19 protein-coding genes, 2 tRNA genes and 3 pseudogenes are annotated in these 19502 nt (G+C 42.5%); 13 read left to right on the top strand and 11 right to left on the bottom strand.

Translation table 11 applies throughout. The annotated features are described in order from the left end of the window. Window positions 1-41: 41 nt before the first annotated feature. On the top strand, window positions 42-287 hold the full coding sequence (locus E0H79_RS01275; RefSeq protein ID WP_004974374.1) for a hypothetical protein: 246 nt from the start codon (window positions 42-44) through the stop codon (window positions 285-287). Between the two features lie 152 nt (window positions 288-439). Here E0H79_RS01275 and aqpZ read toward each other — a convergent pair whose 3' ends face one another. Continuing rightward, the gene (aqpZ, locus tag E0H79_RS01270; RefSeq protein ID WP_373686452.1) at window positions 440-1048 is read right to left on the bottom strand and encodes an aquaporin Z; all 609 of its coding nucleotides are present in this window, start codon (window positions 1046-1048) and stop codon (window positions 440-442) included. A 54-nt stretch (window positions 1049-1102) separates the two neighbouring features. Here aqpZ and E0H79_RS01265 point away from each other — a divergent pair. The 4 genes and pseudogenes from E0H79_RS01265 to E0H79_RS01250 form a co-directional block, all read left to right on the top strand. Next, window positions 1103-1452 (top strand): annotated as a pseudogene (locus tag E0H79_RS01265) (transposase); the annotation flags it as partial. Window position 1453: 1 nt separating this feature from the next. Next, window positions 1454-1682 (top strand): annotated as a pseudogene (locus E0H79_RS01260) (IS5/IS1182 family transposase); the annotation flags it as partial. 234 nt (window positions 1683-1916) lie between these two features. Beyond that, window positions 1917-3620: a carboxypeptidase regulatory-like domain-containing protein gene (locus E0H79_RS01255; protein ID WP_131260656.1), complete on the top strand. Its 1704-nt coding sequence runs from the start codon at window positions 1917-1919 to the stop codon at window positions 3618-3620. A gap of 411 nt (window positions 3621-4031) precedes the next feature. Continuing rightward, window positions 4032-4382, top strand: a pseudogene (locus E0H79_RS01250) (transposase); the annotation flags it as partial. A gap of 345 nt (window positions 4383-4727) precedes the next feature. Here the strand turns inward: E0H79_RS01250 and hisF are convergent. Next, on the bottom strand, window positions 4728-5486 hold the full coding sequence (gene hisF, locus E0H79_RS01245; protein ID WP_004974384.1) for an imidazole glycerol phosphate synthase subunit HisF: 759 nt from the start codon (window positions 5484-5486) through the stop codon (window positions 4728-4730). Between the two features lie 113 nt (window positions 5487-5599). Here hisF and E0H79_RS01240 point away from each other — a divergent pair, with 113 nt between their 5' ends. The 3 genes from E0H79_RS01240 to E0H79_RS01230 are packed head-to-tail and all read left to right on the top strand — an operon-like array spanning window position 5600 to window position 7637. After that, window positions 5600-6550, top strand: coding sequence for a homoserine kinase (locus tag E0H79_RS01240; RefSeq protein ID WP_131260655.1), 951 nt, complete (start codon window positions 5600-5602; stop codon window positions 6548-6550). Window positions 6551-6562: 12 nt separating this feature from the next. After that, window positions 6563-7192 carry a DUF1294 domain-containing protein gene (locus E0H79_RS01235; RefSeq protein WP_131260654.1) on the top strand — a complete coding sequence of 210 codons (630 nt, stop codon included), beginning with the start codon at window positions 6563-6565 and terminating at the stop codon, window positions 7190-7192. 40 nt (window positions 7193-7232) lie between these two features. Next, window positions 7233-7637, top strand: a complete 405-nt coding sequence (locus E0H79_RS01230; protein WP_004974391.1) for a DUF4870 family protein — start codon at window positions 7233-7235, stop codon at window positions 7635-7637. Window positions 7638-7692: 55 nt separating this feature from the next. On the opposite strand, the gene E0H79_RS01225 is transcribed toward E0H79_RS01230, so the two are convergent. The 6 genes from E0H79_RS01225 to hisB form a co-directional block, all read right to left on the bottom strand. Continuing rightward, the gene (locus tag E0H79_RS01225) at window positions 7693-8601 is read right to left on the bottom strand and encodes a DMT family transporter (RefSeq protein ID WP_131260653.1); all 909 of its coding nucleotides are present in this window, start codon (window positions 8599-8601) and stop codon (window positions 7693-7695) included. A 92-nt stretch (window positions 8602-8693) separates the two neighbouring features. Continuing rightward, a complete protein-coding gene (gene hisA, locus E0H79_RS01220; protein WP_004974395.1) occupies window positions 8694-9425 on the bottom strand; it encodes a 1-(5-phosphoribosyl)-5-[(5-phosphoribosylamino)methylideneamino]imidazole-4-carboxamide isomerase in 732 nt (243 codons plus the stop codon). Between the two features lie 67 nt (window positions 9426-9492). Next, on the bottom strand, window positions 9493-10170 hold the full coding sequence (locus tag E0H79_RS01215; protein ID WP_004974396.1) for a hypothetical protein: 678 nt from the start codon (window positions 10168-10170) through the stop codon (window positions 9493-9495). A gap of 169 nt (window positions 10171-10339) precedes the next feature. Beyond that, window positions 10340-10810, bottom strand: coding sequence for a DUF805 domain-containing protein (locus E0H79_RS01210; protein WP_004974398.1), 471 nt, complete (start codon window positions 10808-10810; stop codon window positions 10340-10342). Between the two features lie 248 nt (window positions 10811-11058). Further along, entirely contained in the window at window positions 11059-11676 is a 618-nt protein-coding gene (hisH, locus tag E0H79_RS01205) for an imidazole glycerol phosphate synthase subunit HisH (protein WP_004974401.1), read from the bottom strand. Further along, window positions 11676-12269 carry an imidazoleglycerol-phosphate dehydratase HisB gene (gene hisB, locus E0H79_RS01200; protein WP_096902642.1) on the bottom strand — a complete coding sequence of 198 codons (594 nt, stop codon included), beginning with the start codon at window positions 12267-12269 and terminating at the stop codon, window positions 11676-11678. The genes hisH and hisB overlap by 1 nt, the downstream gene beginning before the upstream one ends. Window positions 12270-12365: 96 nt before the next feature. Between hisB and E0H79_RS01195 the strand changes: the two genes are divergently transcribed. The 5 genes from E0H79_RS01195 (at window position 12366) to E0H79_RS01175 (ending at window position 14951) form a co-directional block, all read left to right on the top strand. Then, window positions 12366-12743 (top strand): GNAT family N-acetyltransferase, encoded by a 378-nt coding sequence (locus tag E0H79_RS01195; protein ID WP_096902643.1) that lies wholly within the window; start codon window positions 12366-12368, stop codon window positions 12741-12743. Between the two features lie 525 nt (window positions 12744-13268). Beyond that, window positions 13269-13344, top strand: a tRNA-Phe gene (locus E0H79_RS01190). 136 nt (window positions 13345-13480) lie between these two features. Continuing rightward, window positions 13481-13556: transfer RNA gene (locus E0H79_RS01185), tRNA-Phe, on the top strand. A 166-nt stretch (window positions 13557-13722) separates the two neighbouring features. Beyond that, window positions 13723-14457: a class I SAM-dependent methyltransferase gene (locus tag E0H79_RS01180; protein ID WP_131260652.1), complete on the top strand. Its 735-nt coding sequence runs from the start codon at window positions 13723-13725 to the stop codon at window positions 14455-14457. Window positions 14458-14555: 98 nt separating this feature from the next. Further along, the gene (locus E0H79_RS01175) at window positions 14556-14951 is read left to right on the top strand and encodes a hypothetical protein (protein ID WP_131260651.1); all 396 of its coding nucleotides are present in this window, start codon (window positions 14556-14558) and stop codon (window positions 14949-14951) included. 107 nt (window positions 14952-15058) lie between these two features. On the opposite strand, the gene E0H79_RS01170 is transcribed toward E0H79_RS01175, so the two are convergent. The 3 genes from E0H79_RS01170 to ompR form a co-directional block, all read right to left on the bottom strand. Further along, complete coding sequence (locus E0H79_RS01170) at window positions 15059-16582, bottom strand: acetyl-CoA hydrolase/transferase family protein (protein WP_004974412.1); 1524 nt, start codon at window positions 16580-16582, stop codon at window positions 15059-15061. Between the two features lie 308 nt (window positions 16583-16890). Beyond that, window positions 16891-18351: an ATP-binding protein gene (locus tag E0H79_RS01165; RefSeq protein WP_131260650.1), complete on the bottom strand. Its 1461-nt coding sequence runs from the start codon at window positions 18349-18351 to the stop codon at window positions 16891-16893. A gap of 168 nt (window positions 18352-18519) precedes the next feature. Beyond that, window positions 18520-19284, bottom strand: a complete 765-nt coding sequence (ompR, locus tag E0H79_RS01160) for a two-component system response regulator OmpR (protein ID WP_104852661.1) — start codon at window positions 19282-19284, stop codon at window positions 18520-18522. Window positions 19285-19502: the final 218 nt, after the last annotated feature.

Genomic DNA, 19502 nt, shown 5'->3' with positions numbered 1-19502 from the left:
AAGATGATGGATATTGCATCCTTCATGCTAAGGTGAATTCAATGTTTAAACCGTTTCAAAATGGGACTGAATCACATGCGATTCATGACTTAACCTTAGAAAATGATTTAGATTGCATCAATGTGTATGGCAATTTGCAAATCAGCAAAGATCAGGCGGGTTTACAGGCAGCCAAAGCACTACAGGCTTTTTTGAATGAAGTTGTTGCAACTTTGGAGCAGACTCCGAATCTGCCTGAAAAGTTAGATCGTCCCGAAGCGGGTGAAATTGAAAATCCATTTTTATAATGGATGCCATCTCAAGATATTAAATCTACTTTAATCTGCTCATCTAAGCCATTAAAAAGCCCGCTCAAACGCTTGAACGGGCTTTGTTGTTTTGTGTGTTTTTAGATAAATCCCAGACATCTTGAAAAGCTGTGGATTTAAAGTTTTGAAGATCAGTCTTCAGCTTTTGCCATAGCGCGATACAGCACCGCACCAATCACCGCACCTACAATCGGTGCAACCCAGAAAGCCCAAAGCTGGCTGAGTGCTGCAGTTTCAGCAAAGAACGCCACACCTGTACTACGTGCAGGGTTCACGGAAGTATTGGTTACAGGAATACTGATCAGATGGATTAAGGTCAGTGCCAAACCAATTGCAATTGGAGCAAAACCTGCAGGTGCACGTTTGGCGGTTGCACCCATAATCACCATCAAAAAGCCAGCAGTGAGTACCACTTCAATCAATAATACTGAACTGAGGGCATATTTTCCTGGAGATAAATCACCATAACCGTTGGTCGCGAAACCGCCTGTGCCTGCAAAACCTGCCTGACCCTGTACAATCAGATACAACACCAGTGCGGCCAGAGTCGCACCAATAATTTGTGAAATAATATACGGTGCGAGTTCTTTGGCTTCAAAACGTCCACCTGCCCACAAACCAATACTGACTGCAGGGTTAAATTGACCACCTGAAATGTGCCCAAGTGCATAGGCCGCGGTTAATACGGTCAGACCGAACGCGAGGGATACTGTACCGTACCGGATTTGTCGGAGAGTCAATATTCTGAGATGAGAAGCATTGCTTCGCAAGACGTAGCGAAGCGTAGTGTCCCGATGACAAAATTAAAATATACCCCTGAAATCAGAGAAAGAGCGGTTCAATTATTGATTGAATCCGAAAAAGATTATCCATCGTATTGGGCTGCAATCACAGCAATCGCTCCTAAGATTGGCTGTACTCCTGAAACACTACGTGTTTGGTATCAAAAATATTTAGATAAACAAAATCCAGTTAAAGTACAGCAGCTTTCAGACCAAGAACGTATCAAACAACTGGAACGCGAAAATAAAGAACTGCAACGTGCGAATGAAATTCTACGTAAAGCAGCTGCTTTTTTCGCCCAGGCGGAGCTCGACCGCCCACACAAATAATGGTGGATTTTATCCATAACAATAAGGCGTTAAGCGCATGCGGTGATTCCACCTAGAAAATGAGAAAGCATACAAAGATACAAAGAGCAGCTCGCTAGAGCGAGATAAATGACTTCGAACAGTTAATCTCAGGTAGGACACTATGGAAAAATGATCAGGCTATCATCGGCGCAGTTGGGTTGAAACTAAGATGCATGCACTTGTAGCAGTCCTCAACAGATGTAAGCAATTAGGTAGAGCACTTACCCAAGTTACGCCTTAAATTTGGTTCATTTCGGGGTACTTTGTCTTTCAAATCTTTGTGGAACAAAGCCCATTTGGCTATACATTAACTAAAAAAATAGAGAAAAAAACTATAAAAAATATAAAATGTGAAATTTGCGCATTTGGTTGAAATTGGGTATTATTTTGCTGGAATATTGACCAGTATGTTTGGGCTGGCAAAGTTCTAAGTAGAGATAAAATTTTAAAATACAAAATCCAGAGGGCAGAATAGATGAAAAATAGAGCATTTGTAAAAATAATGATGGTCACGGGTGTCTTAGGTTTAACAGCATGTGGCGGTAGTGACAGTGATGAAACAGGAAACGTACCAGTACCATCAGAGCCAGTTGCCGAGGCTATGGTTCAAAAAAGTGTAGAAGAGCTGACGCTGTTGGATGTGAATAACCTTACCTTAAATGCTGCGTCGATTCAGATTTTAAGTGACGAAGAGTGGAAGAAATTACAAGCAAGTAGTTTGAAAACAGCAACAAATGCAAGTACAGCAGATGATTCTGAACAGCTATTTCCACCGATCAATAGTTTACCGACAGCGACTCATTTTAAAGGTCAAAGTTACCTTGCTAATGCTCAAGGCATCGTTAAACTGCCTAAATTGGCTGCAGGCACATATTATGTTTTGGTCACTAAAAATGGACAGTCTGCAGTTTCGGCATTCTTGATCCATCCTAAAAATACCAATAAGAGCATTGTGTTGAATGTTGTCCTCAACTGCTTAGACCAAGACTGTCAGACCTTAAGTGATGCACCTGTCAATGATGCAGTAGTCGGTACGTTGTCTGGTCAGGTCATTTATAAAGGAAAGCCTTTAGCGAATGCGCAAGTCGCATTATCTGGCGGTGCTGCGACCAATGGTGCATTTGTTAGTGCAATTACCGATGCTAATGGTTATTTCACGCTTTCATTTAACGTCTCCAATACTCTGCTTGAAGCATTGAAAAATGCCACGCTCACTATTAGCAGTGCAGGAACTAATACCATGACAAAAAAAGTTACGGTCATTGCTTCTTCTGCATCGGGCTATCAATTTGAAGTGCTGCCTGAAACGACATCTGCAGATGCGGTATGGCGTGAAACTTTTGAAGCGGACTCTACTACTCGCAATGCATGGACAAGCTCACAGCCAAGTGTGGCGAATGTCGATTGGCAGCTGCTAAACAAAGGTCACAATATTCGTAATAATCAAGTGAATCAGCGTGTGCGCTTAGCGCCAAATGACCAAAGTCAAGGCAAGGTACCTGAGCCACTGCAAGGTAATACGGCATATTGGTATGGTGACAAAGTAAATGGCAACTTTATTGGTGCTTTAAGTGATTCATCTACGGCTCCAGAGTTTGATGGCGGCACCTCGCAGCATGACAATAGGGGAGAATTGATTTCACCTGTGATTAATCTAAGCCAGTATCAGGCGCCTTTGAGTTTAAGCTTTAAAACATGGTGGGAAATTGAGTCAGTCAATCCAAATAATCAGGGGTTTGATTTGATGAATATTTTAGTTTCTACCGACGGCGGTAACAGTTTTAAGACTTTGGCTCGATTAAACCCGCTGGCAGATCCATCTTCTGCATATGATCGCGCGCCGATTCCATACAGTAATTTAGGCTTTAACCTCGCACCGGCTGCTGTTCAGCAAGAAGCAATTTCATTAGATGAATATGCAGGCAAGGCCAATGTTCAGCTGAAATTCCAATTTAGAACGGTCGATGGACTTTATAATGGTTTCCGCGGCTGGATGATTGATGATGTGGTGATTCAGAAAAAAGCCGGAACTTTCCCATTATTTGATGGTGTGAGTTTTGATGAAAATTCAGATAGTTTCTCTCAGGACTATAGTGGCGTCGCTGCAAAACAAGCGGGCGTTTTGTTGAAAAGCACGAAGAGTTATGCACGGTGGGCTGACGAGCCACAGCGTAAATAAAGATTTACATGGCGGTGCAGTATGAATGAATAGAATAGGTTTAGACACATTGCATTCGCGATCAATCAACCATCAAGCGTGGTGAATACTAAAAACAGCTCTCTATTGAGGGCTGTTTATATTTAAAGGGGCAATTTATTCAGCCACTTCAGCATAGCGGTAACTAAAGCGTAAGCGTTCGCTGAACACAATCTTACGAATTCATCCTATAAGCCTTAATTCAATCCCCTTTAAAAAACAGGCGACTCAATTTTATGACTACAAATAACCAGACATTGATCGCATTTCTTGCCAAGAAACTAAGAACATACAGTGAATCATAGTGAGTTTGTCGAAGACGAGATTGTAAATAAAATTGCGTAATTGATTGAATTTTATATGTTCATAGTCACAACGAAGTCAGGCATCATGTTGGAAGAACAAAAATTAAATGACCTTATAGCAGAATTTGCTAAATCCATAAAAACAGAAGATGATCTAAATCCATTCAGCCGATTGTTGACTAAACTGACTATTTTAGCGGCTCTCAATGCCGGACTTACCCTACACCTCGGACATGAAAGAAAGCTCGTAAGCGCGGTTCTAATGCTCGCAATGGTCATTCAAGTAAGACCTTACGGATGATGGTGAGATTCAGATCACGACACCAGGAGATCGTGATGACACACTTCAGTCACAGCTGTTTAAAAAGAAAGAGAAGCACGACTTCGCAAGGCTATCACGCGAATGGATAGCCAGATTCTATCCCTTTATATCAAAGGCTCCCAGAGGGAAACTGGAATTTACAGCCTTGTACCCTGTCATTTTCTTCACCATTTTCAACTGCAATAAGCTTATGAGTATGATGACTGTGATTCAATCCTTTACTGAATTTCATGCTGGCTTTTTGAGTCCTGAACTTTGACTCATCCAGATAAGGAAAACGTCAGCTCAATATTGACGGGTATCTATGGAACACAAGGGGTTCTTAAAGCGAAATATGGGACAGTAGTGGCATTCGGACTCCTTTTTTTCTGCCTGTATTTTGGGCTAAATAAAAAAGTGTAACCCGAAGATTACACTTTTAAAGCTCAAAAACTAAAGTCCAAAACAGTTTTGTTTTAGAAATTACAAACGCATTTCAATGCCTTGCGCTGCCAAATATTGTTTGGCTTCTGGAATAGTGTGCTGACCAAAGTGGAAAATTGAGGCAGCTAGTACCGCATCTGCACCGCCTTTTAAAATACCATCTGCCAAGTGCTGTAAATTACCTACACCGCCAGACGCAATGGTGGGTACAGTTACACGGTCATTGATGGCACGCATGAGCGCCAAGTCATAGCCTGCCTTGGTGCCATCGGCATCCATTGAGGTGACCAATAGCTCACCTGCGCCATAGTCTGCCATTTTCACTGCCCATTCAATGGCATCAATACCGGTTGGTTTACGACCACCGTGGGTGAAAATTTCCCATTTGTTATCACCCGTTTTTTTCGCATCAATGGCAACCACAATACATTGCGCGCCAAAACGCTGTGAGGCTTCTTGCACAAATTCAGGGTTAAAGACGGCTGCAGAGTTAATGCTGACTTTATCTGCACCTGCGTTAAGTAACAGGCGGATGTCCTCAACCTTACGCACGCCACCACCAACGGTGAGGGGCACGAACACGGTTTCTGCCATACGTTCTACGGTACGATAAGTCGTATCACGACCATGATGGGTAGCGGTAATGTCTAAAAAGGTGATTTCATCGGCACCTTGTTCATTATAACGACGCGCCACTTCGACAGGGTCGCCCGCATCACGAATATCAAGGAATTGCACGCCCTTAACCACGCGACCATTATCTACGTCTAGGCAAGGAATAATACGTTTCGCTAGCATAAATTTTTCCAATTATTACAGCCGATTATGAAACTCACCCACACAAGCGCTACACCTTGGCAGATGGAGCGGGTATTCTATCAAACTTAGCTCAGGTTTTTCGCAGGTTTTCTATGTCGGTTTATACTCCTTTGACTTTAAAGGAAGTTCAGGTCTTTGCAGCGCCTTATGGATTGGAGGTGGTCGAGCTGATTCCCATTCAAGGGGGGATTCAAAATACCAATTATTTTTTGCGCTGCGACAATCAAAACGAGTACGTGCTGACCATTTTTGAAGAATTAGATCAGCAAGCGGCAGGTGAATTAATTCCTGTATTGCAGCATTTGGGGCAAGCGGGTTTGCCTGTGGCAGTGCCTTTATCCTATTCGGGACAAGCCATTCACCAATTAAAAGAAAAACCTGCACAAATTGCACCGCGTTTAATTGGGCAGCATCCGACACTGGCAACAGTGGCGCAAGTGGAAGCGATTGCGATTGCACAAGCCAAAATGCATGTGGCCTTACAAAATTTTCCTTTGCAGCGCGATCATGTACGTGATCATGCTTATTGGGCAGGGGCCGCACGCCAATTAAAACCAAGCATGCATGTGGCCGATCAAGCCTTACTGTCCAAACTTTTGGGCTTGTATGAAGCTTTAACCGCAGTCTATCCGCAGCGTCCCAAAGGTTTTATTCACTCGGATTTATTCCGTGACAATACCTTGTTTGCAGATGATCAGTTGCAAGGCATTTTAGATTTTTATGAATTAAATCAAGATGAATTGCTGTTTGATATTGCGATTACGCTGAATGATTTTTGTACCGATTTTCCTGAGCTGAGCTTAAATGAAAGCAAGGCGATTGCATTTTTAAATGCCTACGAAACGGTGCGTCCTTTAACCCAAGACGAAAAAGCCTGTTTGGAACTGTATTTGGCAATGGCGGCAGGACGTTTTTGGTTAATGCGTTTGCAGGTGGCTGCTAAAAATGCGGCAGAAGGGCGGACAGGCGCAGATATTTTGCAGAAAAATCCAGATGAAATGCGGAATATGCTGATTGAACGCTTAAAGTTTGTGACAGCTTGAGGGATATAGAACATGCGTGATCAAGGGCGTTTAGTCGAATGGTTTGATGAGCAGGGTTATGGGTTTATTCAGCCGAATGACCACCAAAAAGATCGCGTGTTTTTACACATTAAGGACTTCGCCCGACAAGGGCCACGTCCAATTGTGGGCTGTGCCTTGGAATATACCGTAACTGTGGATGAGCGCGGACGTTACCGAGCGCAGCAAGCGGTGTATTTAAAAGCTTCGCAGACCAAAGCAGCAAAGGCATCTGCTGTGAGTGCGAAAACGTCCAACAGCACGCAAAAAATGCAGCCGATGCAAATATTGTGTGTGGCTTATATTGTTGCTTTGGCTTTGCTGACGCTGTTGGGATTGCTCAGCGGTATGTTGTTATTATTCATCAGTTTGATGAATGCGCTGAGTTATTGGCTGTATGCACAAGATAAAGAAGCTGCACAGCAGGGTGGACGTCGTATTCCTGAAAATAACTTGCATATTGTGGCTTTTTTAGGGGGTTGGCCTGCAGCATGGTTGGCACAACAAAAATTACGCCATAAAACACAAAAACAACCCTTTGGTAAGATTTATTTTTGTACGATAGGCTTAAATATCTTTCTGATTTTATGGATGATTTCTCCGTTGAATCAGCTTAACATCTAATTGGGAATATTGTTCCAGTAACAGGCTTGTCAGGTGCATTATGTCAGACGCAGAGCATTCATATTCAGTAGATCAAGACCCACATCGTTCATTGACCATGATTTTATATGTGCTGTATATCGTGGCGATTTTTTCTGCGGGGATATTGGCCGTTATTGCCTTAATCATCAACTATTTAAAACGTAGTGATGTACAAGGTTCAATTTTTGCCAGTCATTTTACTTGGCAAATTCGCAGCTTCTGGTGGTATCTGTTTTGGAATATTGTGGCCTTTGTGCCGTTCTTTTTGGTGTTCTTTAGTCCAGATGCGCAAAGCTTTGCCAGTATGACTTTGGCTGCGACACTTTTCTGTATCGCAGTGGTTGCTATTTCGTGGTTATGGATTGTTTACCGTGCTATACGCGGTTTAATTCGCGTGAATGATAATTTACCGATGTATCATTAAATTCACGTTCGTTCGTCTTTTTAAGATGTTTTGAGCGATCTTGCCTAGATGCTGTTCATTCAACTTTTTGGGATGATGTGTTTCGTTTTAAAAATTTTGGTCGCCATTCGCTGACCAGCACGCCTAAAACCACCAGTAGTCCACCGAACAACGCCAGAACTGCCAAGCGCTCGCCTGCCAAACGTCCAATCAATGCGGCCCAAACAGGCTCACCTGCATAAATAATAGCAGCTTGCGCAGGGTCTACTTGTCGTTGCGCCCAGTTCATCACCAATTGAATCACGGCACTGGCAATGCCTAAGCCGAGCAAAACAGCAAGGAGTGACCACTGAAATTCGGGCAATTGAGTTTCTCCAACCCATGGTGCAATCGCAAAACACAATAACGATGCACAACCCAGTTGGATGAGGGTAACGCGCTTTAAATTGACCCGATTGGCAAAATAGCTAATTAAAATAATTTCAAAGGCAATCGCAATTGAACCGATTAAAGTAATGGCTTGTCCAAAACTTAACTGAATTGCGCCTAAGCCATTGCCTGTTAAAAAGACCAAGCCTACAAATGCCAAAATAGCACCCAACCAAGTCATGACATGCGGACGTTGATCAAAGCATAACCACAGCAATAGCGGTACAAGCGGGACATACAGCGCCGTTAAAAAGGCCGATTCGCTACTGCTGATACTTTGTAAGCCAATGGTTTGAGTGACATAACCTAGCGCAATGACTGCGCCTATGGCAAAGCCTGCATAGAGTTCATCGAGGCTAAAACCACGTAGGCTTCGCCATGAAATTAATCCCACAGCCAAAGTGGCTGCGGCAAAACGTAAGCCTACAAACAGTACGGGACTGCTGAAATTCAAACCGTATTGCACGGTAATGAAGGTTGCACCCCAAATTAAAGTAATCAAAATGAGCGCCAGTTGCGGGGCTTTACTGCGAAGCATTGGTGAAAGCTGAGACATATAATTTGTAGGAGATGAAAAACTTAAGATGAGCAAAATAAAATCAAAATAAAAAAGAGGTCCGCAGACCTCTTTGAAAATGCGCTTCAGAATTACAAAGATTGCTCATCTAAAAGCAACTGTGCTTCACGCAGGCTTAAGGTACCTTCGTAAATTGCACGACCTGTAATCGCACCTAAAATGCCAGGCTGCCCTTTTAGATTGCGTACGTCATCTAAATTGGTTACACCGCCAGAAGCAATCACAGGTAAGCCTGAATATTGTGCCAAGTTTACGGTTTGTTCTACGTTCACACCTTGCATCATGCCATCACGGGCAATATCGGTATAAACAATGCTAGATACACCTGCATCGGCAAAACGCTTAGCTAAATCTGTTGCCTTCACGTCTGTGACGTTGGCCCAACCATCAGTAGCCACCATGCCATTCATGGCGTCAATGCCGACAATGATGTGTCCTGCAAATTTCTTGCAGGCTTCTTCTACAAAAGTAGGCTCTTGTACGGCTTTGGTACCAATAATCACGAACGATACGCCTGCATCCAAATAGTGTTCGATGGTTTCGAGTGAACGAATACCGCCACCAATTTGAATTGGAAGATCCGGTTGTGATTTTGCAATCGCTTCAACCACAGGTTTATGAATTGGCGTACCTGCGAAAGCGCCGTTTAAATCGACTAAATGCAAGCGACGTGCGCCTTCATTTACCCAATGTTGTGCTGTCGCCACTGGATCGTCAGAAAATACAGTATCATCTTCCATACGACCTTGTTTTAAACGAACACATTTGCCATCTTTCAGGTCAATTGCAGGGATGATCAGCATGCTTTCGCTCCTTGCCAAAAACTTATTGAATTCAATCTGTGCATCTTAACAAAGTATTGTTAAATATCTAAGCATCTGTTGTAGGTTTTGTTTTAGAGGGACGAATCCGCAATTTGAGTGAACTGTTTGGGATATGCTCGGGCAATAGACCCAAACGCCCCAATTCTTCAAATATCAACACAGGTGCGTAGGCATCGGCGGCAGCATAGGCAATTTGTGCTTCACTGAGCTGTTTGCATGCCCAGTTTGAGGTGCTGATACTTCGGCTTTTAGGGAAATGAACGTGAAATAATAATGCCATGGCATTTTTAAGCCCAAGCGGACTTTTAAAACCAAAACTGCCAAAACATTTGGATAGTTCAATCACGCTATTCAGTTGTATACCTTTTTTACGAAATAAATGGGCATCATTTTTCAGCCCAAAACCTACTTTAATTTGATCGCGATTGGCAAAAACTGGCTGCAAAAATTGCCAAATGTCATCATTGAGCTGAAATAGATAGGCTTTTTCTAAGGTTGCGAGCTGAATTAAATGCGGGCCTGTAGAAACTTCGCCTACATTAAACGTGGGTTTAGATTCAGAATCGAAACCCAAGACAGCTGCGGTTTTCAGTTCAGCTTCAATTGCTAGACATTGCTCTAGATTTTGAATCAGTACAATATTTTGACGCGCAATATTTTCAAACAGTGGCAATTGCCGAATTTCATCAGGGCTAGGCAGGGTACGCAGACGAGTGAGATCCATAACATTCAAAGCGGTAAAGAAGCGGTTTTAGCCTAAAGCGTTTTGCGGAATTTGGCAAAGTTTAAAAGATTGAAAATGCTGTGCAGGACAAAGATTGCAGCGAATATCCTGAAAAAATAGCCCAATAGATGGGCTATTTCGAAATATCAACCAAGTGGAATATTTTTGCTTAGACGTTGCTGAATATACCTGACAAGAAGCTGCCAATAATCGCCAAAATCATCAGCACAATAAAAATCCAAGCCAGTACTTTTTCCCAACCTGCAGTTTCACGTACCGCACCATAGCTATTTTGACGATCATCGCCAGGTGCAAATACCAAATATAAACCCATAATAATATTCACCAAAGGCACCAAAATCAGCAAAGATAACCAGCCAGTATGATTGCGGTCATGCAAGCGGCGGATGGTGAAAATAAAGCTAAAATAGAACGCAACGATATAAATGATCACGAGCAAGATCATGCCGATGCCCATAGAGCCAGAGCCGAGCTCTAGCAATAAATTGGGTGCAACAACGGCAATAATTGCAATCAGTACTGCAAGCCCCAAGCTGAGCAAACAGTTCCACGCTAAAAATGATAATCGACCAAAACGCCCCGCTGCACTGAGTGCAGAATCTTCTACATATTGACTCATTGTTGTAATTCCTAGATTTTTTGAATTTTCTGTCGCATACCGTATATTTGCTCAAAAATCTTGTGAGATATCTCTCTCACATCGCAAACATAGACCAATTATCGACAGACCCTCAGTTTATTTTGAATAAAAGGTATAAAAAGCGCTTTAATTTTAAACACAAATCAATGTGCAATAAAAGTGAAAAACATTCACGCAAAAATAAAGCCGAGATTAACTCGGCTTTAGTGGTTGAAGCATCTTGAATATTAGATGTTCCATTCCACAAAGTTTTTTAGTAACTGCAAACCAACAGTGTGACTTTTTTCTGGGTGGAACTGCGTTGCAAACAAGTTGTCTTGATGCAGGGCAGTACAGAACGTTAAACCATAATCACAGGTCGCAGCCACGATTTTTTCATCTTGTGGTTCGACATAAAAACTATGCACAAAGTAAAAACGCGCATCTTGTTCAATGTTGTTCCACATAGGGTGGCTCGGGTCACGTTGATGTACCTGATTCCAACCCATGTGTGGCACTTTTAAACCTGCTACTTCAGGAAAGCGTTTGACTGTACCTGCAAAAATGCCCAGTGCATCTGCTCCGCCATTTTCTTCGGAATGTTGCATCAGCGCCTGCATGCCTACACAAATTGCAAGTACAGGTTTATTAAAGACCGCGTTGCGTACCACGTCATCAATGCCAGCTTCATGCATGCCTTGCATACAATCACGCATAGCACCCACACCTGGAAACACAATTTTATCGGCTTGTGCAATCAGTTTTGGGTCATTGGTCACATCTACCGTTGCACCCACATGCTCTAAAGCTTTCGCTGCAGAGTGTAAATTTCCCATGCCATAGTCAAGAAGGGCAATTCGGGTCATTAGAGTGTTCCTTTGGTTGATGCCACTGTATTTTCAGCACGCGGATCGACTTCACATGCCATGCGTAAAGCACGTGCAAATGCTTTAAATACGCTTTCAATTTGGTGGTGGCTGTTTTTACCTTTGAGGTTGTCGATGTGCAGTGTCATTAATGCATGGTTGACAAAGCCTTGGAAGAATTCTGAGAATAAATCCACATCAAAAGTACCAATACGTGCGCGGGTAAATGGAATATCCATAAATAAACCCGGACGACCCGATAAATCGACAATCACACGGCTTAAAGATTCATCAAGTGGTGCGTAAAAGTGACCGTAGCGTCGTAAACCTTTTTTATCGCCCAAAGCTTGAGCAAAAGCTTGTCCAAGCGTGATACCACAGTCTTCTACAGTGTGGTGATCATCAATTTCCAAGTCGCCATCACAATGAATATCAATATCAAACAAACCGTGTCGCTTGATTTGATCAATCATATGGTCTAAAAATGGAACTCCAGTGTTGAGTGTGCCTTGACCCGTACCGTCCAGATTCACACGAACTCGAATTTTAGTTTCGTTGGTATTTCTCACCACTTCACTGATACGTTGGGTCATAGACACGTTCCTCAAAAAACGTCAAAAATGATTGATGTAAAATGTTTTCGCTGTGACGAAGTCTCAGCATATTAGATTGCTCAGGAGGGTTAATCAATGCCTATTACCGTACATGCCTATACTTCACTGGAAAATACCGAAGTGCGCAGCCAGCTTGAGCGACTGTATGATACCAGCCCTGAATTTGGCGATGGGCAAGATGCGGTAAGCCAACTTGAGCAGAACTTGGCTCAGTATACCCTACTTTACACGGCAGAATTTAATACTAAAGTGATTGGTGCGATTTGGTGCACAGGGCAAGATGATCATCGTACGCTTGAATATATTGTGGTGCATCCTGCAAACCGTGGTCGAGGTGTGGCAGATCGTTTGGTGAGTGAGGTGTGCCGTATGGAAGAAGCCAAAGGTGTGCAGCACTTTCAGCCAGGTTGTGGTGCGATTCATCGTTGTTTGGCGCATTTGGGTAAGTTGTGAGTTTTTAAAAAGCTGACGTTGTGTCTGTCTTTTCAGTTTATCCGTATAGGTCAAAATTAAATTAGTATCGAAAATCCCTTCTCTTGCGCCATATATGGCTCAGGGATGAGGAATATCTTCCGTAAGAGGATGATGGGGGATTGAAGTATGGTTTTAATCGGATTTGTGAAAGAAGTTTATCTAAATCCTATATTGTTTTTTGTGCTTGCACAGCCACAATTTTTAGCTAAGGTTTAAATAGCTTTGCGTAGGCATCTTCCTACTTTGGCAAGACCCAAAGTAGGCAAAAGTCTTTTGTTACCCATACACGACATCCTTGTCGTGATGGGTAACGTGGGGCATCCGTGCTCCACATTCGCGTATCGGAAGTTTGTCAAAATTTAATTGGAAAAGAACTCATTTTTAAATTTTTGGGTGATATTTCAGCAGAAATAGAATGAGGTTGCTGTAAAAGTAAACATTTGCACTGAAAAGCGAAAAAGACTATTGACGATTTACAGCTGAAACTGTTTAATACGCGTCATTGGCGTGATAGCTCAGTCGGTAGAGCAACGGATTGAAAATCCGTGTGTCCCCAGTTCGATCCTGGGTCTCGCCACCATATTCAAAACGGTTAAATGTTTTCAATCCCTGATCCCATCAGGGATTTTTTTTTTGCATAAAATTTATGCGATCAAATAAAAAAGTGATGATTTTTATTGACTATTCAGCCGAGATACGGCTTAATACACGGCATTGGCGTGATAGCTCAGTCGGTAGAGCAACGGATTGAAAATCCGTGTGTCCCCAGTTCGATCCTGGGTCTCGCCACCATATTCAAAAAGCCTCAAACAATGTTTGGGGCTTTTTTATGCGCAAAATTTTTTATGTCTAAAATAAAATCTTGTATTCAAACCCGCTTTGCATCTTCATCTAAAGTCCACAATACGTATTAAACAAGCTGAATTAAAATCAAGCGATCATGGTCAGGGAATGCAGCATGAAAGATTTGTTTTCGCAGGGCAGCGATTTATATCGTCAGGCACGTCCGCAGTATTCAACCGCGATTGTCGATACGATTTTACAACATGTGCCAGAGCGCGGTTTGACATGGGACTGCGGTGCAGGTTCAGGGCAGTTTACCCAGTTATTAACGCCACATTTTCAGCAGATTTTAGCCACGGATTTAAGTCAGGCACAGCTGGATCAAGCACCACAGTGGGAAAATGTGCGTTATCGCGCTTGTTTGGCGCAAGACAGCGGATTGGCAGATGCGAGTGTGGATTTAATTACCGTTGCACAAGCGATTCACTGGTTCAAGTTTGATGCCTTTTATGCCGAAGTGCATCGGGTGCTAAAACCGAGTGGAATATTTGCTGCGGTGGGCTACGGTCTGATTCAAGCTGTAGATCCTGAGGTGAATACCGCAATTCAACGCTTGTATTTTCAGACCTTAAAAGGTTGTTGGGATGCTGAACGTCGTTATATTGATGACTTATATCGCACGATTCCTTTCCCATTTCAAGAAATCGTGACACCCGAACTTTGCCTGAAATATCGTTGGTCGGCAGCACAATTGCTGAATTATTTAAACACTTGGTCGGGACTGCAGCATTATTTAAAGCAACATACTGATACGCCCTTGCTTGAATTACAGCAATTGTTGCAGCAGCAACCTGCTCAGGGCTTGGAAATTCAGTTTCCAGTTTTGCTGCGTTTAGGTCGCTTGGTATAAAAAGTCAATGTATTGAGTGATTTTTGAACTTAAAATATAAGTTGGTGAAAAAAGGATGTTTCTCCACAGGTGTAATTTACCTATGTGCGAGGTGTCCAATGTTAAAATTTTCTCTCCCTATTTTATTCAGTCTTGCGCTGAGTCTCCCTGCGACTGCTTTTGCCAATCTTGATCAGCCTTTACAGGTCTTGGATGATGGTGCATTAAGTGCAGAATATGGGCAATCCAACAGCTTAAATTTGCTGCATGATCAATACCGTTTTACCGCGCAAGATGTGGTGAATCAAGTTCGAGCTGAACAAAACCTAGACTTAGCAAGTAAATTTGCAACTTTGGGTTCTCGTTTTTATATCAACCCGCAAGGTCAAACCGTGCTGCAAATTCAACGTGATGTCGTGTCTTTAGGTGTGATTGAAACCACACTCAGTGTGGATGGTTTACGTCAGTTAGGACAGCATTTTATAGATGAATTTAAAGCTTTGGCATTTGAGTAAAGTCGAGTGCGTTGTCACAAATGACGTTGTGATAATTTATGAGACGTAAAAACTTAAGACATAAAAAAACGCCCTGAAAAATCAGGGCGTTTTTTATTGCACATGAATTACGCTGGTTGCGCAGATTCTTGTTGTGCAGGAGTCAACATGTGACCATGTTCTTCGAAGTTTGCATGCCAAGACAATGCTTCACGAAGTAGGTGAGGAGTGTGACCACCTTTTGCACATGCACGCTCGAAGTAATCGTTCAAGGCATTGCGGTACATTGGGTGTACACAGTTGTCGATAATCGCACGAGCGCGTTCACGTGGTGCAAGACCGCGTAAATCTGCTAAACCTTGCTCAGTGACTAAGATGTCAACGTCGTGTTCGTTGTGGTCTACATGCGCAGCCATTGGAACGATAGATGAAATGTCACCGCCTTTCGCAATCGATTTAGTCACGAAAATCGCCAAGTGTGCGTTACGCGCGAAGTCACCTGAACCACCAATACCGTTCATCATTTTGGTACCGCATACGTGGGTTGAGTTCACGTTACCGTAAATATCAAACTCAAGTGCAGTGTTAATACCAATGATGCCTAAACGACGTACTAACTCAGGGAAGTTAGAAATTTCTTGTGGACGTAAAATGAATTTGTCTTTGTAGTGTGCAAGATTACCAAATACGCGATCGCCACATTTTTCAGACAAGGTCATTGAACAGCCAGAAGCGAACTTCATTTTGCCTGCATCAATCAATTCAAACGTACAGTCTTGGAGTACTTCTGAGTACATCACCAAGTCTTCAAAGTTAGAGTGTTTGAAGCCTGTTAATACTGCGTTTGCAATTGAACCGATACCTGCTTGTAAAGGTGCCAAGTTTTTCGGTAAACGACCTTGAGCTACTTCGTTTTCAAAGAATGCGATCAAGTGATCTGCAATTGCTTGAGTTTCGTCATCTGGATCGGTCACGTTAGATGGAGAGTCAAGCAAGGTATCGTTAAATACAATACCCACAACTTTTGCAGGGTCTAACTGAATACCTTTGGTTCCAATACGTTGTTCAACGTGAGTTAATGGCACTGGACCACGTGTTGGACGTGCTTCAGGAATATAAATGTCGTGTAGGCCTTCAAATTCTGTGCTTACAGTGGTGTTGATTTCGATAATGACTTTATCTGCATATTCAACAAAGCTTGCAGAGTTACCTACAGAAGTTGTTGGAATAATTAGGCTGTCTTCAGTAATTGCAACTGCTTCAACAATCGCGATGTCTGGGCGTTTTAGCGTATTGTTACGCATTTGCTCAACAGTTTCAGACAAGTGTTGGTCAATGAACATGACTTGACCTTGGTTAATTGCTTTACGCAAGGTGTTGTCTACTTGGAACGGCATACGACGAGCCAAAACACCTGCTTCAGTCAATTGCTTGTCTAAATCATTACCAAGACTTGCGCCAGTAATTAAGTCAATTTTTAAAGGGTTGGTTTTAGCGCGTGCCACCAATGCAAGTGGAACAGCTTTTGCTTCACCCGCACGAGTAAAGCCACTCATACCTACGGTCATACCATCTTGAACGAATTCAGCAGCTTGTTCTGCGCTGATTACTTTGTCGTGGAGGGAGGCTAAACGGATGCGATCTAAAGACATGGCGAACTCTCGTAAAATACTAGACTGATACCGATTGTACCGATCAAAAAAGGTATTTTGCATAGGTGTTAGGCTAAGGTCTAATTTTTTGCCTAAATGGTGGTATAAAAATATAAAATAATACATAAATAATTGAATTTAATCGTTTATTTATATATCAAAAGGTAAATATTACAATTTGTTTGATATATTTTTATACAATTTTGATATGCACCATCTGAATTTTTTACTTTGATCGTCCATCCGATTTGCTGTTGGTCTGAAATTGGTATATAGCAAGCCAGATAGAGATCAAAAGCGTCAGCCGTTTAGAAGTGTTCACTCAAACTTTGTTTGATTTTTTCCAGCGTGCCAACATTATTTTTTTCTTCAACGATTTCAGGTTGTAACGGCAGGGTAATGATGGCTTCAAGACCACCGTGTTCACGGTTTTGAATGGTGAGCTCGCCCTGATGAATATCGACAATACGTTTTACAATTGCCAAACCTAAGCCACTGCCTTGTACAGTACGTGCTTCATTGCCGCGTACAAAAGGCTGCATTAAATCGGCAATTTGGTCTTCTGGAATGCCTGTACCGTTGTCTGCCACGCTAATCCGAATGTGTTCATCCAGCACTTCTGCAGACAACTCAATTGGCTCTGCACCATAGCGTTTCGAGTTATTAATCAGGTTGCCAATCAGACGTTTCAGCGACAAACTGCGCGCCTGAATTAAAGGTAATTCTTGTGCGTTAAAGCGAATATCCAACGGTTTAAATTGAATAATCAATTCCTGCAGCAAAACATTTAAATCGGTTTCTTGTAATTCTTCATCGGAACCATCACGCATATAAGAAATGAATTGATTTAAAATCGCATCCATATCTTCTACATCGTAAATTAAGCCTTCTTTTAAAAAATCATCATCGGGCATCATTTCGGCACTTAAACGAATCCGTGTCAGTGGCGTGCGCAGGTCGTGTGAAATACCTGCCAACATGATACGACGGTCACGTTCAGTCTGTTCCAAGGTATAAATCATGTGATTAAAGGCTTGGTTGACCTCACGAATTTCCTGCGGACCGTGATTGGTTTCTAAATAAGGTGCTTTGCCTGTTTTACTGTAGCTATTGGCGGCATTTTGCAGACGACGCAAAGGACGATTCAGCTGACGTACTAGAGTTAAAATAATCGCTGCAGCAAAAAGCGGAATACCCAAAAGCCAGCCAAAGACCAGTTCAGGGCTGTAGTTGGCATAGGTTTTAAGGGGTTCACGTACCCAGTTGCCATTCATTTCTGGGGTTTGAATCCAAATACGCGGGCTTGGTTTGAACTGGAAATAGACCGTGACATCCTGCATTTTTAATTCAGTTGCCAGTTTCTTTTCTATTTGTTGGGTAAAAAACTCTGCAATGACTTTTTCCCGTACATTAGGAAACTCACGTGGATCGGTTACATATTCAATGCCGACCCGATTTTTAAGCCACGCATCGACATCGACTTCGGCTTCATTGTGAAAAATGCGCAAATCTGGATTGTTTAAAATTTCCAGTTCAACCGCTAAATAGCGGGCGTGTTGTTGAATTTCAGGTAAATACAAGGTGCGCCAAAAGAACCACAACGACATAAACAGGCTAAACAACACCACAAAAACCACCAGTACCGTGGTGCGCATGGCTGCAGAGCGTGGTTTGATTTTGTCCAGAAAACGCTCCCAGCGGGTACGTTTCTTTTCAGAATACGCCACATAGTCGGTAAATTCTTGTGGGTCGATGGGTTCGAGTTTCACATCTTGTCCTGTGGCAGAGGTTGTAAAGCGAATTTAGTGAGTGAAATTTTATGATGAATATACTTGTTATTGGAATGTCTGTTCTTTAAATCTAGCACAATGATCGGTGTGCATAAATGTTGATCATTGCATGAAGATGTGAGGCTGAAGCCTCACATCATTTTCAACTTATTCCGCACCATCTGGAACAAATACATAACCGACACCCCAAACCGTTTGAATATAACGTGCACGGGCAGGGTTTTCTTCAATTAAACGACGTAAACGTGAAACCTGAACATCAATCGAACGCTCCATCGCCCCCCATTCACGACCACGCGCCAAATTCATTAACTTGTCACGGGTTAAAGGCTCACGAGGATGTTGTACCAACGCTTTGAGTACTGCAAATTCACCTGTAGTTAGGGTCACGACCTGACCTTCACGTGTCAAAGTACGGGTCGATAAATCTAGTGACCATGGGCCAAAACCAACCACTTCCATTTGCTGACTTGGTGCACCTGGTACCTCGCGCACTTGACGACGCAATACAGCACGAATACGCGCTAACAGCTCATTTGGATTAAACGGTTTTGGTAAATAATCATCTGCACCTGCTTCAAGTCCTGCAATACGGTCAGAGTCACTGCCGCGAGCCGTCAGCATAATAATTGGCGTGTCGATGTTAGATTGACGTAAACGACGGCAAATACTTAAACCATCTTCAACAGGCAGCATAAAATCAAGCACGATTAAAGAGAACAGTTCACGCTGTAACAAACGATCCATTTGTGTCGCATCGTGGGCAGTTTTGACCACAAAGCCCTTATCTTCCAAGAAACGCTGTAACAGGGTACGTAAACGCACATCATCATCGACAACGAGAATGCGTTCAACGCGGTCAGTTTCGCTGTGTACGGCATCTGTTTTTTCAGCAGGTACAACTAAACTCATGATGTGCTCCTTTATTCTTTATTGTCATCGTAAACAAAAAGTTGAGTTGGCTTTGAGTATACGATTCATTGGTATCTATTGCCTATGCTCTAAAGCAACAAATATTGCAGACAAAATCAAGACATAGATACCAAATATATACAGCATTCCCATGCGAAAAACTGACATATTTGTCCGTTTGAGTCTAACATAAGCCTGAATTTTATTTAGATTTATAA

The sequence above is a fragment of the Acinetobacter sp. ANC 5045 genome (assembly GCF_004331005.1).
Taxonomy (GTDB): Bacteria; Pseudomonadota; Gammaproteobacteria; order Pseudomonadales; family Moraxellaceae; genus Acinetobacter; species Acinetobacter towneri.
This window is presented reverse-complemented; position numbering and strand designations above follow the sequence as displayed.

What these genes read in the sequence shown, in the direction of transcription:
- E0H79_RS01275 (WP_004974374.1), top strand. Translation starts at nt 42, where the DNA reads ATGTTTAAACCGTTTCAAAATGGGACTGAATCACATGCGATTCATGAC.
- E0H79_RS01255 (WP_131260656.1), top strand. Translation starts at nt 1,917, where the DNA reads ATGAAAAATAGAGCATTTGTAAAAATAATGATGGTCACGGGTGTCTTA.
- hisF (WP_004974384.1), bottom strand. Translation starts at nt 5,486, where the DNA reads ATGCTAGCGAAACGTATTATTCCTTGCCTAGACGTAGATAATGGTCGC.
- E0H79_RS01240 (WP_131260655.1), top strand. Translation starts at nt 5,600, where the DNA reads ATGTCGGTTTATACTCCTTTGACTTTAAAGGAAGTTCAGGTCTTTGCA.
- E0H79_RS01235 (WP_131260654.1), top strand. Translation starts at nt 6,563, where the DNA reads ATGCGTGATCAAGGGCGTTTAGTCGAATGGTTTGATGAGCAGGGTTAT.
- E0H79_RS01230 (WP_004974391.1), top strand. Translation starts at nt 7,233, where the DNA reads ATGTCAGACGCAGAGCATTCATATTCAGTAGATCAAGACCCACATCGT.
- E0H79_RS01225 (WP_131260653.1), bottom strand. Translation starts at nt 8,601, where the DNA reads ATGTCTCAGCTTTCACCAATGCTTCGCAGTAAAGCCCCGCAACTGGCG.
- hisA (WP_004974395.1), bottom strand. Translation starts at nt 9,425, where the DNA reads ATGCTGATCATCCCTGCAATTGACCTGAAAGATGGCAAATGTGTTCGT.
- E0H79_RS01215 (WP_004974396.1), bottom strand. Translation starts at nt 10,170, where the DNA reads ATGGATCTCACTCGTCTGCGTACCCTGCCTAGCCCTGATGAAATTCGG.
- E0H79_RS01210 (WP_004974398.1), bottom strand. Translation starts at nt 10,810, where the DNA reads ATGAGTCAATATGTAGAAGATTCTGCACTCAGTGCAGCGGGGCGTTTT.
- hisH (WP_004974401.1), bottom strand. Translation starts at nt 11,676, where the DNA reads ATGACCCGAATTGCCCTTCTTGACTATGGCATGGGAAATTTACACTCT.
- hisB (WP_096902642.1), bottom strand. Translation starts at nt 12,269, where the DNA reads ATGACCCAACGTATCAGTGAAGTGGTGAGAAATACCAACGAAACTAAA.
- E0H79_RS01195 (WP_096902643.1), top strand. Translation starts at nt 12,366, where the DNA reads ATGCCTATTACCGTACATGCCTATACTTCACTGGAAAATACCGAAGTG.
- E0H79_RS01180 (WP_131260652.1), top strand. Translation starts at nt 13,723, where the DNA reads ATGAAAGATTTGTTTTCGCAGGGCAGCGATTTATATCGTCAGGCACGT.
- E0H79_RS01175 (WP_131260651.1), top strand. Translation starts at nt 14,556, where the DNA reads ATGTTAAAATTTTCTCTCCCTATTTTATTCAGTCTTGCGCTGAGTCTC.
- E0H79_RS01170 (WP_004974412.1), bottom strand. Translation starts at nt 16,582, where the DNA reads ATGTCTTTAGATCGCATCCGTTTAGCCTCCCTCCACGACAAAGTAATC.
- ompR (WP_104852661.1), bottom strand. Translation starts at nt 19,284, where the DNA reads ATGAGTTTAGTTGTACCTGCTGAAAAAACAGATGCCGTACACAGCGAA.